We start from the raw sequence: 13,904 nt of genomic DNA, 5'->3' as shown, positions 1-13,904 counted from the left end.
AATGAAAAGGCTACTGTTGTGAATAATGGAATGTTAGAGGCTGCTGAAGAATTAAAAATAGATATTAAGTCAACACATTGTGTATTTGCAGATTTAATGGAAGCTAGTGTAGAACATAAGTATGTTCTAACAGAAAAAGGATTAGTAAAATGGGTGAAATAGAAAATTACTAATAAAATTTGGAATGATTACAGTAATGAAGAAGAATTACTGAAAAGGGACTAGTAGGATAAAATTTATATATTTTCGAAGTGAGTATGATATAATAAATCTATTCAGTATAAAACTAAACGGCCTAATAAGACTACATGAGAAGCAAAAGTATTCAATGATGTAGCTTATTAGGCCTATTTTTATAGAGGAGGAATAAAAGGTGAAGAAGATGAATAGAAATAGGATTTGGTATGGAGGATTGGTAATTATTACGATAGTACTAGGGATTTTATCCAGAAGAATATCAGGACTTCCAGAATTTATAGCGATATATTCAGGGGATACGCTATGGGCATTGATGGTCTTTTTAGGGATTGCTTTTGTATTTAAAAATGTATCTATTAAATATGTAATGTTGATGGCATTTGTTGTTGCATTTGGAATAGAATTGAGTCAACTCTATCATGCCCCATGGATTGATGCTATAAGAGCGACAACTCTAGGTGGTCTTGTGCTAGGATATGGATTTTTATGGAGTGATTTAGTTTGTTATAGTGTAGGAATCTTAATAGGGGGCATTATAGAGTTATTAATGAATGAAAAAAGCTAAAGCGCATAAAATAATTTTTGTTATTTCTAAATTTCTTTTATAAATTTTAAAGAAAGTGTGAAACTAATTACTATAAAAATGAGTCATAAAAATGAGGAAAAATTTTCTATTAAAAATTCCTAGTGGTTTCCCCTCTTTTAAAGAGAATATGCTATACTAGATAAGATGACAGAGAATGGCTAATAAAGTAAAAATATTACTTAAGATGCCGAAAAATAGCATATAGACACAAATAAATTAGCAGAAATATAGAGGAAGGATCTAAGTCAATGAGTACATATCGTTATTCCAAAACAAAGTCAAGAGGAGTACAAGTAAAGAAGATAGCAATTGGACTTTTCTTAGTAAGTTTAGTAGCATGTGGTGGTGTAGGTATTAATACCTATTTGAAAGATAAAAAGATAGATGAGACTACAGCACGTATTGAAGAAGTAACAGCACAAAAAGAAGCATTAAATGCACAAGTTAATGAATTACAAGAGCAGACAAAAGAGTTAGAAGCTCAAGTAAAAAAAGTAGAAGAAGGTTTATGGCGCTTTGAGCCTATTATAATTCCGGATAGTATGAAATAATAATAGAAGCAGAAGGATTGGGTGATTGAAAATGGCGAAAAGAAATAATCAAATAGGTATAACTATTTTACTTATAGCATTATCTTTAGGGTTATTTGCAGGAACTGGGTTCCTTGCTAGTAAGAGTAGTGGAGGAAAAGAAACTCTTACAAAAGCACAAGAAGAACTTACTACAGTGGAAGCAAGTAAAGCTAATTTAGAAGTACAAGTACAAGAATTAGAAACAAAGAATGAGCAGCTTCTTAAACAAATCGAAGAGCTTAATATTCAGATTCAAGAATTAGAAAAACAAGGTGTAGATGTTTCTGTAATTACTGAAGAGCAAGAAGATAGAAAAGTAGCATATTTAACATTTGATGATGGTCCAAGTGCTAATACAACTAAGATTTTAGATTTCTTAAAAGCAAATCAAATTCGTGCAACATTTTTTGTACTTGAAAAAGATGGGTATGATGATCTTTATAAACGTATAGTAGACGAGGGGCATTCTATTGCTATCCACTCTAGTACACATGACTATGCAGAAATCTATCAAAATGTAGATAACTTTATGGCAGATGTACAAAGTTTATCTAAACATATTAAAGATCTTACAGGCGTAGAGACTAAGGTACTTCGTTTCCCAGGTGGCTCTAATAATACAGTAAGCCATCGTTATGGTGGAAAAGATATTATGGATAAGATTATTCCAGCAGTCACACAAGCAGGATATGTATACTATGATTGGAATGTAGATTCTCAAGATGCTGCAAAAGGTCTTCAAGATACTCAAGTGATTGTAAATTCTGTTTTAAATCAAGCAAAATACAATGACAATGCAGTAATCTTAATGCATGATGCAGCTGCAAAGACAACAACAGTAGAAGCATTACCTCAAATCGTAGAAGGCTTAAAACAACAAGGTTTTGTATTTGAAGCGCTTTCTCCAGAATCAGAACCAGTTAAATTTAAATAAAAAGAAAACCGCCCTTGATGTAAAGGGCGGTTTTTTGATTCCGATTTATCTTTTGTAATATAAGTGTATAAAGTGATTAGGCGTAAATTATAATATATTTATGTAAAGTTTTCAAGAAGAAGTACTATTTATTTGGCACTCTTTGCTTACCACTGAAGAAAAGGGCAATAACATTGGCACCACAATGAGAGCCAATAACTGAACCAATTGGATTAATCATAGCCACTTCCACATTATATTTTTCTTGAAGAAGCTTGGCAACAAGACGTGCATCTTCTTCACAATCAGATTGTGAAATCATAACAGGTTGAGTCGTATCTTCTACTAGACTACCAAAAAGGTCAACTAAAGCATGCAAAGCTTTTTTTCTACCTCTCGCTTTTTGATAAGGAATGAGTTTTCCTTCATCGTTGACATAGAGTACAGGTTTGATTTGAAGTAAAGACCCAACAAAAGCAGAAGCATGGCTTACACGTCCTCCACGTTCAAGATGATATAAATCATCTACTGTAAAGAGGTGACAAAGGTAAGGTGCTGTTGCACGTATATAATCTGCGACCTCCTTAATATCCTTACCTTGCTTACGTAGGGTACATGCATGGTAAACAAGTAATCCTACACCACTAGAGGCAGCTAATGTATCAATGATTGTAATAGGTGCATCAGGATATTCCTCTTGCACTTCTTTAAGTGCTATGCAAGCGCTGTTATATGTACCACTAAGACCAGAAGAGAAGGCGAGGTAAAGTACAGGTATATTTTCCTTAGCCCATATCGTAAATTGCTCCTTAAAGGTAAAGATATTTACTTGAGAGGTAGTAGGCATTGCACCACTACGTAAAGAATCATAAAAACTTTTATGGGAATAGCTTTTGCCAAAATCATCTTTGATTTCATACCCATTTAGAGTGAAAGTTAAAGGAAAAAGATATAAGTTTTCAGATTCAAGATAAGAAAGAGATAAATCAGCTCCTGAATCTACAGCAATAACAAAATTCATATAGTCACTCCCTAACGAAAATATTTTAAATATTATAACATATTCTAGTGAAAAAACCAATGAAAGGGCATTGTTGGCCCAAAATGTATAAAATCTTAAAATTCATATACACTAAGGATTAAGTTAATGAATGAAAAGAGGGAATAGCATAATGGAACAATTTCAATGCCAAAGTTGCGGATATGACATGACAGGTATAGAGCGATATGCATCTACTTTAAATTCAACATTTTATCCAGGTGTTGATACAACATTTATGGATGTAGCAGGACTTTACAATAGTCAAATTAATAATTCAGTGCGCTGTCCTAATTGTGGACAAGTAGGTCAGTGGATTAAACATTATTAAAAGAGGTGTCTTAGACACCTCTTTTTCTTATATAATCATAATGAGTATGAAATATAAAAAAATTTCATACAATGTAAAGAAGCATCTACTTGCAAGGTCTTTACTTACTCATGTATAATGTAAGATAAAATAATGGAGAGGAGGACGACTATGGAATCTCCACTAAATGCAGTTGGGTTTTCAAAATCCTCAAATAAGTATGATACAGAAGATATTATTGAAGGTATTTTAAACAATCCATCTAAACAAATGGCAATTGAACTTACACCAGAGGTCATCTTTGCAGAATACTTACAGGAGCTAGCAGAAAATACATATCTTATTGTCAGAGTAACAGTAAAAAAAGATAATGATAGTGACAAAGACCCAGAAATTACAGTTTATAACTGTGATGCATTCGTTGAAGCAGAAAATAATATGCAAATTGAAGAGCTTTCTATTGAACGAGGCGATGAATACGATGAAGAAGATACTGATTACTATGTAATATTTGAAGAAAAAGAAAGTTCAATGGAAATTATTTTTATTTTGCAAAATACGGTACAGTATTTAGAAGGTGTACGACAAGGAAAGACCATCAAAGAAGTTAACGTAGTTGGAATAGCTTCTGAAGGCACAATTATTTTACCTATTGAAAAAGATGAAGAAGAAGAACGTGTTGAAAAAGAAGAACGAGAAAAACTACGTAGTATCCTTCAAAAGATGAAAGAAGGAGATGAAGAAGCAAGATCATTATTAGAAAAGGAAGAAAAAGAACTAGACCTTTTACTGAAAGAGCGTCTTAGAGAAGAAGACTTTTTAACTGTAATGAGTGGGTACTTTATGCCGGCTACAGTAGAAGATTCTGTATATGCTATTCTAGGTGAGATTTTAGCTATTAAAGAGCGAAAAAATAAAATCACTGATGAAGAAATGTATGTCCTCACCTTAGACGTTAATGATTTAATACTAGAAGTTGTTATTCATAAGGATGAATTAATAGGCATGCCAAGTGTAGGTATGCGCTTTATGGGAACTTGCTGGATACAAGGTCAAGTCATAATGGAATAAAAGTGCAAAACAACTTGCACTTTTTATTCTAATGATTAAAAATAATACTTATAAAAATCATAGTATTAAGTATAGCTATGATACTTGACGAATAACTATTAAAGGCGTAATATAAAATAGTCAAATAGTTCTGTTTCCGTAGCTCAGTAGGATAGAGCGACCGCCTCCTAAGCGGTAGGCCGCTGGTTCGATTCCAGTCGGGAACGTAAAAGGTGTTACGATTACTCGTAGCACCTTTTTTGTATTATATTTTCTTATACAAAGAGGCTATAATTTAATAAGGAAAAAGAGTATGATAAAGAAATACAATATGGATTGAAGGAGTGAAACAATGAAAGTAACTATTCGAGATGTGGCAAAAGAAGCAGGAGTAGCGCCATCAACTGTATCAAGAGTACTTTCTAATAGTGAACGTATTAGCGAGGAGACAAAGGCTAAAGTTCGTGAAGCTATTAAGAAGTTAAACTTTAAGCCTAATGCGATAGCAAGGAGTTTGGCAAATAACAAGACCCAAACATTAGGAATCATGTTACCTAATGAAATAGAGAATTCTTTTTCAAATCCGTTTTTTATACAAGTAATGCAAGGAATTAGTTTATATGCAAGCCAATATCATTACTATGTAATGTATGCTTTTGCAAAAGATAAAAAGGATGAGCTCAAGTACGTAAAGGAACTTACAGACAATAGAAGGGTAGATGGAATTGTTATCTTAAAAGCTGAAGTACAAGATAAAACAATAGCTTACTTACAAGAAATGAAATTTCCTTTTGTTGTAATAGGTCATCCTGAAAAATTAGATGAAACGTTATGGGTAGATAATGATAATATAGATGCTACATATCGTGTAACAGAAGAACTCATTAAATGTGGACACAGGACCATTGGATTTGTGGGGGCTAATACAGAGTGGGCTGTATCTAAAGACCGCTATGAAGGGTATAAAAGAGCATTACAGGCTTATGGTATAGATTTAAATGAAAGATATATTTATCACGGGAAAGAATTTAATGAATTAACAGGCGAAGAAGCTGCTAAGAGGTTAGTAGAATTAGATGAGTTAACAGCTATCATTACAACGGATGACCTTATTGCAGTAGGTATAAAACACTATTTTGATGAGGTAGGTATAGACTCAAAAGAGCTGATAGGTTTTAATAATACAGCAATAGGTGCTTATCAAAATCCTCCACTTTCATCTGTAGATATTAATGCAGAAAAGTTAGGATGGTATGCAGGTAAGCTAATTATTGGGCAATTAGAAGAAAAGCGACAAGAGCAAACACATTATATAGTAGAAACAGAATTTATTAAAAGAAAATCAAAATAATATTATGAAACCGGTTGCGCAAAACGTATAAAAAAGCTATAATATGGGTACAGTATATTTTTTGTACAAAGTAATCGGTTATTTCAATGAAAATATGGTCATAATAGCCATATATTTTTTAAATAGCAATGCAAGCGGTTGCACAACAAGGAGACGACATGAACTGGAAAAAAGAAGCTATAGGTTACCAAATTTATCCTCGTAGTTTTATGGATTCTAATGGGGACGGCATAGGTGATCTTCAAGGAATTATTTCAAAATTAGATTACATTAAGGATTTAGGTATAGATGTTATTTGGATTTGCCCAATGTACAAATCTCCAAATGATGACAATGGTTATGATATTAGCGACTATGAAGATATTTTACAGGACTTCGGTACAATGGAAGACTTTGATGCTTTACTTGCTGAAGTTCATAAAAGAGGTATGAAGCTTATTATAGATTTAGTAATTAATCATACTTCAGATGAACATGAATGGTTCTTAGAATCTAGGTCATCAAAAAATAGTAACAAAAGAGATTGGTATATCTGGAGATCAGGAAAAGAGGGTGAAGAACCAAATAACTGGGAAAGTATTTTTAGTGGCTCAGCATGGGAATATGATGAAGCTACAGATGAATATTTCTTACATTTATTTAGTAAGCGCCAGCCAGATTTAAATTGGGAAAACAAAGAAGTTAGAGAAGCCTTATATCAAATGATCAATTGGTGGTTAGATAAAGGTATTGATGGTTTTAGAGTAGATGCTATTAGCCATATCAAAAAGGAAGAAGGTCTTACAGATTTAGATAATCCAGAAGGACTTAAATATGTATCTTCCTTTAGTAAGCATATGAATATGGAAGGTATTCATGATTACTTGAAAGAGCTTAAAGAGCGTACATTTGCACATTATGACATTATGACTGTTGGAGAGGCTAATGGGGTAAGTGCGGATGAAGGTTATTTATGGGTAGATGAAGAACAAGGTAAATTTGATATGATTTTTCAATTTGAGCATCTTGAATTATGGGATACAAATGGTGAAGAACCTTTAGATGTTCTAACTTTTAAGAAGACACTTTCTAAATGGCAAGATGCGCTTCATGAAAAAGGTTGGAATGCATTATTTATTGAAAATCATGATATTCCAAGAGCAGTATCAAAATGGGGTAACGACAAAGAGTATTGGGCTGAAAGCGCAAAGGCTCTAGGGCTTATGTATTTCATGCAACAAGGTACACCTTTTATTTACCAAGGACAAGAAATTGGTATGACAAATGTACGTTATACTCATATAGAAGAATACAATGATGTATCTTCTGTAAATAAATATAATGAAATGATTGCAATGGGTGAAAGTGAAGAAGAAGCCCTCAAATATATGTGGAATTGTTCAAGAGATAATGCAAGAACACCTATGCAATGGAATGATGACCACAATGCAGGGTTTACAACGGGTACACCTTGGATAGATATGAATCCGAATTATCATGAGATTAATGTAGCATATCAATTAGAAGATCCAAATTCTATTTTGAATTTCTACAAGGCGATGATTAGATTAAGAAAGTCACATACTTCATTAGTATATGGTAAATATAACTTAATACTTGAAGAAGATCCAAAAATCTATGCCTATACACGTACAGATAGAGAGGGTCAATATTTAATCTTATGTAATTTGACAGATCAAGAAGCACTTTATCAACTAGATCAACAATTAGCATATAAGGAATTACTTTTATGCAACTATCTAGATGATGAGATAAGTGAAGGGGTTCTTAAACCTTATGAAGCAAGATTATACAAAATAAGCTGAGACAATATTAAAAGGTGAAGAGAGGTAGCGAGATGAAGGACAAAAAAATATTTTCATTCGATTTCTGGCAAAAATTTGGTAAGGCCTTATTAGTAGTTATTGCAGTAATGCCAGCAGCGGGGTTAATGGTTTCATTTGGTAAACTTATTGGGATGAATTTTGATGCTCAAGTATTTCAGACTGTAGCTAGAGTTATGGAAGACATTGGTTGGGCCATCATTGGGAATTTACACATTTTATTTGCAGTAGCAATCGGGGGATCTTGGGCAAATGACCGTGCAGGTGGAGCATTTGCAGCATTATTAACATTTATTTTAACAAATAGAATTACAGGTGCAATCTTTGGTGTAAGTGCAGGCATGCTTAGTGATAGTAGTGCAGTAGTAACAAGCTTATTTGGTCAACAACTTACAGTACCAGATTATTTTACATCTATTTTAGGTGCACCAGCATTAAATATGGGTGTATTTATCGGTATTATTTCAGGTTTCTTAGGTGCATACTTATATAATAAATATTATAACTTTGATAAATTACCTCAAGCATTAGCATTCTTCAATGGTAAGCGTTTTGTGCCTTTCATGGTTATTGTAGGTTCAACAGTAATGGCTATTTTCCTTTCAGTTGTATGGCCATTCATTCAAGGTAGTTTAAATAGCTTTGGCCAATGGTTAGCTGCATCAAAAGATACAGCTCCAGTATTAGCTCCATTTGTATATGGAACATTAGAAAGACTTCTTTTACCATTTGGATTACATCATATGTTAACAGTACCAGTGAACTATACAGAACTTGGTGGCTTATATACTATGTTAACAGGTCCAGCTGCAGGACAAGTCGTAGCAGGGCAAGATCCACTTTGGTTAGCTTGGATTACAGACCTTAATAACTTAAAAGCTGCTGGAGATATGGCAGCATACAATGAATTATTAACAACAATAACACCAGCTCGTTTTAAAGTAGGACAAGTTATTCTTTCAAGTGCATCATTATTAGGTATTTCTTATGCGATGTACAAAAATGTAGATCCAGATAAAAGATCTAAATACAAAACTATTTTCTTATCTGCAATTTTAGCTGTATTCTTAACAGGGGTAACAGAACCAATTGAATTTATGTTCATGTTTGTTTCACCAATTCTTTATGTAGTCTATGCAGTGTTAACAGGTCTTGCATTTGCGTTAGCAGATATTATCAACCTTAGAGTACATGCATTTGGATTTATTGAATTCCTTACTCGTGCACCAATGATGGTCAATGCAGGAATTGGTATGGATATTGTAAACTTTATTATTACAAGTGTTGTATTTTTCTTCCTTAACTTTGGAGCATTCAGCTTCTTAATCAAGAAATTCAACATTGCAACACCAGGACGTAAAGGTAACTATATTGACGATGAGGCTGAAGATACAAAGGCAGCAGATGGAGTAAAATTAGCAAAAGCATCAGGATCAAAAGATATGCAAGCTATAAGAGCTATTGAGCTTTTAGGTGGTGAAGAAAATATCGTAGATGTAGATGCATGTATGACTAGATTACGTGTTACAGTTAAAGATTCTAGTTTAGTAGGAGATGTAACAGCATGGAAACAAAATGGTGCTATTGGTCTTGTGCACAAAAATAATGGTGTGCAAGCAATCTATGGTCCACAAGTAGATGTGCTTAAGTGTACGATACAAGATATCTTAGGGAGATAAGAGGTATGAAGTTACTAACGCTTAACTGTCATTCTTGGCAAGAGGAAGAGCAAGCATATAAATTAAAATGTTTAGCAAAGCAAATTAAAGAGGAGGGCTATGATGTAATAGCCCTTCAAGAAGTAAGCCAACATCAAAATGGCAAAATTATAAGAGATAATCTTAAAGAAGGTAACTATCTTTACGCATTATTAGATGAGCTAAAGCAAATAGGCGTAACAGATTATGATTATGCATGGGCATTCTCTCATATTGGCTATGAGGTGTATGAAGAAGGACTTGGTATCTTGACTAAACATCCTATTTATGAGAAAGAGGAATTTTTCATTACCAATGGTACAGATACTAACTACTGGAAGACTAGAAGGATTATTAAAGTAACGATCCAGTATAATGAAGAATTAATTGATTTTTATTCTTGCCATTTAGGTTGGTGGAATGATGAAGAAGAATCATTTAAATTCCAAGTAGATAGATTAGATGAAGAGATTAAAAATGGGCGTCTTGCATTTCTAATGGGCGATTTTAATAATAATGCCAATACAAGGAGTGAAGGATATGACTACATGCTTTCAAAAGGTTGGCAAGATACGTATACACTAGCACAGAACAAAGACTCAGGTGTAACAGTATTGGGTAAAATAGATGGTTGGGAAGAAAATAAACAACAACTTAGAATAGATTTGGTATGGTCTAGTCAGCCTGTTGAGGTCATTTCTTCACAAGTATGCTTTAATGGTGAGAATCAACCTATTGTATCAGACCACTTCGGCGTAGAAGTGAAGATACAAAAGTAGAATATAGTAAGTATTTAAGTTGCACTAGTGAATAAAAATCTTTATTTTAACCCATAATCACACTAAGAGGTGAGAAAATGAAAACATGGATTAAAATAAGTTTATTCGTTAGTGCTCTTTTATTATATTTTTGGTTTATATTACGTTCTTCTAATATTATTAGCGCCTTAACTAAAATACTTATTGTAGCTTTACTTTTACTTGGAATGGAGAGTGTACGTAGAGATAGAGAAAAGACATTTTTAATGTGTTCAGATATTAATCAGATTAAGAAAATGGAACAAGATGAATTCGTAGCGTATACTGCTAATCTTTATAAGAGATTAGGGTATTTTATTGATTTGTTGAAATCTAAAGATGAATTAGGGTGCGATATCATTGCGAGGGAAAAGCAGGATATAATTTGCATTAAGTGTGTAAGTGGTGCAGAGGAGATTGGGATTTTACCACTTCAACAAGTATATGGAAGTATGAATCTCTATAAAGCTAACAAGTGTATGCTGATTACAACAAGTACGTATAGTGAAAAGGCAAAGCAATTTGCAAAGGCTAATCATGTAAACCTAATTGATCAACAAGAACTATTAAAAAAGATTATGAAAGTAACAAATGAAAAAGAAGCAACAAAAGTATCTTCTAGTACACAAGAAGTATAGTAATCATATTGTAATAATAAATAATGGAAAAGTTATTAATAAGTGCCCTTGTTTGTGTTAGTATATTGTTAAACTATAAGACATAAACAGGGGGTAATTTAATGCAATTAGAAACAAAACAAAATGTTGAGAATGTAGTAAAGAAGCCAACGCTTTCAATAGGTTCTATTATATTAGGGATTTGCCTTATTAGTATTCCTATTATTGTTACTTTATTTATTGCAATACCATCATTAGGACAAACACTTCTTCAAGAGAAGAGTGAGATCATGAAAGGTATGATTATTGGTATTACAATTTTACCAGTCTTTCTTTTTGTTGCAATAAAGGGTGGCAAGCTTTGGTACAAACAATGGTGGAGCTGGGTAGCGGTAGGCGTTACTTGCATTGCACTTGTATCTATTACATTCATTGGAAGTTTTGGTGGATCAAATCAAAGTATGGATAATGGGATGAACATAGAAGATGGCATGAATATGGGTGGCGACATGGGTATGTCAGATGATATGAATAATGAAGCTATTATTATGGAATAAAAAAAGAGGTGAATATATTCACCTCTTTTTTATTTGGTTTTAAGTTTAAATACTTTAGTATCAATGACATTATCTGGTTCGGTAGGACGGGCTTTTTTAAATTCAATGACATATGTATCAACAGCATTTGCACGTATAATCCAAGTATGTTCTCCGCCTTCACCAGGTAAGTTTGTTCCACTAGGCGTAAAATAATCTTCTAGGATAGTAATACCTTCAGGGAAGGTTACTTGCCATTTGTAGCCAGTAGAAGGATTCTCTGCAAGTTTGATAGTAAGCTTTTGACCAACATTATAGGTATTAGTGCCTTCAAAAAGAGGAAGAACACGATCTTCGGCTGATGTAGATGGTGTTTCCTTATCTGGTGGTAGAGGTGTTTCTAACAGTTCTTCTGGCGTTGTAGGTTCTGGTGTAGATGGTACAAGCTCAATACTATTTTGCACATGAGTAGGTTTGATATTAAAAGCAAGTTCAAAGAACTCTTGAGGTGCATAAAGTATATTTTCTATAAGTTTTATAGGTTTTGGAAGTTGATGCGTTATATTATTTAATATGTAATTCGATTTTCCTGCAGTTATAGATATTTTGTTTTGATTATTTTCTAGTAAGACAGATTTTGTAGAAGCATCCCAAGTAAGGGTATAGCCTAGTGAATTATTGATTAGTCTAATAGGGAAATAAGTTGTATTATCACTGGCAATAACTTTAGTATCTACTTGTCCATCTAAGAGGATTGTTACAAACTCTTTAGGCGTATCATTAGCATAGACATAAGAACTGCAACTTACTAGAGCAATGAGGACTAAATGAGTTAATTTTAATTTTGGCATGATACACACTCCTTCAAATATTAACTTCTTTTATAGTATAACACTTGAAGGAATGTAATCATAGATATCTCATATTAATGTTTATTTGCAGATTGTTTAGTTTGAACTTTTGTTCTAAAGATTAAGGTACGAAGGGCAGACCAGTTAAATGGAATAAGTGGATAAAGGTATGGTTCGCCAGTAAAAGTCTTTGTTGTTAGAAGAAGAATAATATCTAATACAACAGCAATAGCAAATCCCCATATACCAAATAATCCAGCTCCAAGGAGCATAATCATACGCATCATTTTTATACCATAGCTCAGTTCAATGCTAGGTTGAGTAAAGCTAGAAAGTGCTACAATTGCCATATAGAAAATAGTATGAGGTACAACCCAACCTGTTTTAACAGCATATTCACCTAAAATAAGACCACCGATAACAGATAATGAAGTACCTAATGAGCTAGGTGTATTAAGTGAAGCTATTTTAAGCCCATCTACAGCGAACTCTAGAGCTAAGAACTGAATAAAGAGCGCTACATTTAGTGGGTCATCTGGCAGTAAGAAGGAGAGCGATGATGGAATCATAGATTCATAACGTACAATAAGGACATATACAGGTGTCAAAAATAGATTCACAAGGAAAATGATATGACGTACAAAGCGTAGATAATTACCAGTAATAACAGGTACATAGTAGTCATCTGCATCTTGTAAGAAGTCGAAGATACCTGTAGGGACAATGATTGCAGTTGGTGAGTTATCTACTAAGATAACAATTTTTCCCTCAGTTACTTGTGCAGCGGCCACATCAGGACGCTCCGTGTAACGTGCCTTAGGAAAAGGATTAAACCACTTTTCTTCATTAATACTTTCAATAAGCGTTTGATCACCCATTGTGAGTGCGTTAACGTGCAATTGATTAAGTGTATCTTTAACTTTTTTTAGGAGCTTTTTGTCTACTTTATTGCTAAGATAGCCAATAGCTACATCTGTATTAGAGACCTGACCAATATTCATCATTTCAAAAATAAGATGCGGATCTCTAATACGACGTCTAATAAGTGCAGTATTAAATACGATTGTTTCAACAAACCCATCTCGAGCACCGCGAATAGTCTTTTCTTTTTCAGGTTCATTAATGCCACGAGTAGGATAAGTACGTAAGTCGATGATTGCAGCAGAACTGGAGTTGTCAAAGAGTAAGATAGTTTGTCCAGCAAGGAGAGCCTTAACCATTTCATCTATATCTGTTTCAGTAGAGACTTCTATAGAACTAATACCTAAGCGAATGAGCTCTTCTGCTGAATGCACTTTGTCTAGTTCTTCTTTTGGTAGGGCATAGATATCACGACGTATATATTCTAAGTTTGTATCTTTAGCAAAACCGTCTAGAAAGTAAAGATAAAAGGTACGACCATGAATATAAAGGACCTTCTCTAGAAGGTCAAAAGATTTACCAACAGGTAAAATTTTGTGGAGCGCATGTAAATTTTCTTGTAAATTCGAAGTTAGTTTCATTGTTTAACCACCCAGTTTTTAGAAATAATGTAGTTAGCATATGCAGGACTATACAAAATATA

At 33.4% G+C, this 13,904-nt stretch carries 15 protein-coding genes and 1 tRNA gene; 13 read left to right on the top strand and 3 right to left on the bottom strand.

What is annotated here, in order from left to right; genetic code table 11:
* The first annotated feature begins 18 nt into the window (after positions 1-18).
* The 4 genes from PBV87_RS03415 (at position 19) to PBV87_RS03400 (ending at position 2,290) form a co-directional block, all read left to right on the top strand.
* The gene (locus tag PBV87_RS03415; protein WP_271011158.1) at positions 19-162 is read left to right on the top strand and encodes a hypothetical protein; all 144 of its coding nucleotides are present in this window, start codon (positions 19-21) and stop codon (positions 160-162) included.
* Between the two features lie 220 nt (positions 163-382).
* Positions 383-763, top strand: coding sequence for a ribosomal maturation YjgA family protein (locus PBV87_RS03410; RefSeq protein ID WP_271011178.1), 381 nt, complete (start codon positions 383-385; stop codon positions 761-763).
* Between the two features lie 269 nt (positions 764-1,032).
* Positions 1,033-1,335, top strand: a complete 303-nt coding sequence (locus tag PBV87_RS03405) for a hypothetical protein (protein WP_271011157.1) — start codon at positions 1,033-1,035, stop codon at positions 1,333-1,335.
* Between the two features lie 31 nt (positions 1,336-1,366).
* Complete coding sequence (locus tag PBV87_RS03400) at positions 1,367-2,290, top strand: polysaccharide deacetylase family protein (protein WP_271011156.1); 924 nt, start codon at positions 1,367-1,369, stop codon at positions 2,288-2,290.
* A gap of 124 nt (positions 2,291-2,414) precedes the next feature.
* Here the strand turns inward: PBV87_RS03400 and PBV87_RS03395 are convergent, their stop codons facing one another.
* Positions 2,415-3,290, bottom strand: coding sequence for a DegV family protein (locus PBV87_RS03395; RefSeq protein WP_271011155.1), 876 nt, complete (start codon positions 3,288-3,290; stop codon positions 2,415-2,417).
* A gap of 151 nt (positions 3,291-3,441) precedes the next feature.
* Between PBV87_RS03395 and PBV87_RS03390 the strand changes: the two genes are divergently transcribed.
* From PBV87_RS03390 to PBV87_RS03350, 9 genes are all read left to right on the top strand, one after another.
* Entirely contained in the window at positions 3,442-3,639 is a 198-nt protein-coding gene (locus tag PBV87_RS03390; RefSeq protein ID WP_053982412.1) for a hypothetical protein, read from the top strand.
* A gap of 150 nt (positions 3,640-3,789) precedes the next feature.
* Positions 3,790-4,689: a DUF3881 family protein gene (locus PBV87_RS03385; RefSeq protein WP_271011154.1), complete on the top strand. Its 900-nt coding sequence runs from the start codon at positions 3,790-3,792 to the stop codon at positions 4,687-4,689.
* A 132-nt stretch (positions 4,690-4,821) separates the two neighbouring features.
* Positions 4,822-4,895, top strand: a tRNA-Arg gene (locus PBV87_RS03380).
* 125 nt (positions 4,896-5,020) lie between these two features.
* Positions 5,021-6,019, top strand: coding sequence for a LacI family DNA-binding transcriptional regulator (locus tag PBV87_RS03375; protein ID WP_271011153.1), 999 nt, complete (start codon positions 5,021-5,023; stop codon positions 6,017-6,019).
* Positions 6,020-6,177: 158 nt separating this feature from the next.
* Positions 6,178-7,824 carry a glycoside hydrolase family 13 protein gene (locus PBV87_RS03370; protein WP_271011152.1) on the top strand — a complete coding sequence of 549 codons (1,647 nt, stop codon included), beginning with the start codon at positions 6,178-6,180 and terminating at the stop codon, positions 7,822-7,824.
* Between the two features lie 32 nt (positions 7,825-7,856).
* Positions 7,857-9,521, top strand: coding sequence for a PTS transporter subunit IIBC (locus PBV87_RS03365; protein ID WP_271011151.1), 1,665 nt, complete (start codon positions 7,857-7,859; stop codon positions 9,519-9,521).
* A 5-nt stretch (positions 9,522-9,526) separates the two neighbouring features.
* Positions 9,527-10,318 carry an endonuclease/exonuclease/phosphatase family protein gene (locus tag PBV87_RS03360; RefSeq protein WP_271011150.1) on the top strand — a complete coding sequence of 264 codons (792 nt, stop codon included), beginning with the start codon at positions 9,527-9,529 and terminating at the stop codon, positions 10,316-10,318.
* Positions 10,319-10,395: 77 nt separating this feature from the next.
* The gene (locus PBV87_RS03355; protein WP_271011149.1) at positions 10,396-10,974 is read left to right on the top strand and encodes a restriction endonuclease; all 579 of its coding nucleotides are present in this window, start codon (positions 10,396-10,398) and stop codon (positions 10,972-10,974) included.
* 101 nt (positions 10,975-11,075) lie between these two features.
* On the top strand, positions 11,076-11,510 hold the full coding sequence (locus PBV87_RS03350; protein WP_271011148.1) for a hypothetical protein: 435 nt from the start codon (positions 11,076-11,078) through the stop codon (positions 11,508-11,510).
* 29 nt (positions 11,511-11,539) lie between these two features.
* Here the strand turns inward: PBV87_RS03350 and PBV87_RS03345 are convergent, their stop codons facing one another.
* Both PBV87_RS03345 and PBV87_RS03340 read right to left on the bottom strand, forming a co-directional pair.
* Entirely contained in the window at positions 11,540-12,340 is an 801-nt protein-coding gene (locus PBV87_RS03345) for a protease inhibitor I42 family protein (RefSeq protein WP_271011147.1), read from the bottom strand.
* A 74-nt stretch (positions 12,341-12,414) separates the two neighbouring features.
* A complete protein-coding gene (locus PBV87_RS03340) occupies positions 12,415-13,842 on the bottom strand; it encodes a spore germination protein (RefSeq protein WP_271011146.1) in 1,428 nt (475 codons plus the stop codon).
* Positions 13,843-13,904 lie beyond the last annotated feature (62 nt).

The sequence above is a fragment of the Holtiella tumoricola genome, assembly GCF_027857615.1.
In the GTDB taxonomy this organism is placed as follows: domain Bacteria; phylum Bacillota; class Clostridia; order Lachnospirales; family Cellulosilyticaceae; genus Holtiella; species Holtiella tumoricola.
This window is presented reverse-complemented; position numbering and strand designations above follow the sequence as displayed.

Coding starts and splice junctions, on each gene's coding strand:
- PBV87_RS03395 (WP_271011155.1), bottom strand. CDS start 3,290: ATGAATTTTGTTATTGCTGTAGATTCAGGAGCTGATTTATCTCTTTCT.
- PBV87_RS03340 (WP_271011146.1), bottom strand. CDS start 13,842: ATGAAACTAACTTCGAATTTACAAGAAAATTTACATGCGCTCCACAAA.
- PBV87_RS03365 (WP_271011151.1), top strand. CDS start 7,857: ATGAAGGACAAAAAAATATTTTCATTCGATTTCTGGCAAAAATTTGGT.
- PBV87_RS03350 (WP_271011148.1), top strand. CDS start 11,076: ATGCAATTAGAAACAAAACAAAATGTTGAGAATGTAGTAAAGAAGCCA.
- PBV87_RS03405 (WP_271011157.1), top strand. CDS start 1,033: ATGAGTACATATCGTTATTCCAAAACAAAGTCAAGAGGAGTACAAGTA.
- PBV87_RS03360 (WP_271011150.1), top strand. CDS start 9,527: ATGAAGTTACTAACGCTTAACTGTCATTCTTGGCAAGAGGAAGAGCAA.
- PBV87_RS03410 (WP_271011178.1), top strand. CDS start 383: ATGAATAGAAATAGGATTTGGTATGGAGGATTGGTAATTATTACGATA.
- PBV87_RS03385 (WP_271011154.1), top strand. CDS start 3,790: ATGGAATCTCCACTAAATGCAGTTGGGTTTTCAAAATCCTCAAATAAG.
- PBV87_RS03375 (WP_271011153.1), top strand. CDS start 5,021: ATGAAAGTAACTATTCGAGATGTGGCAAAAGAAGCAGGAGTAGCGCCA.
- PBV87_RS03390 (WP_053982412.1), top strand. CDS start 3,442: ATGGAACAATTTCAATGCCAAAGTTGCGGATATGACATGACAGGTATA.
- PBV87_RS03355 (WP_271011149.1), top strand. CDS start 10,396: ATGAAAACATGGATTAAAATAAGTTTATTCGTTAGTGCTCTTTTATTA.
- PBV87_RS03345 (WP_271011147.1), bottom strand. CDS start 12,340: ATGCCAAAATTAAAATTAACTCATTTAGTCCTCATTGCTCTAGTAAGT.
- PBV87_RS03370 (WP_271011152.1), top strand. CDS start 6,178: ATGAACTGGAAAAAAGAAGCTATAGGTTACCAAATTTATCCTCGTAGT.
- PBV87_RS03400 (WP_271011156.1), top strand. CDS start 1,367: ATGGCGAAAAGAAATAATCAAATAGGTATAACTATTTTACTTATAGCA.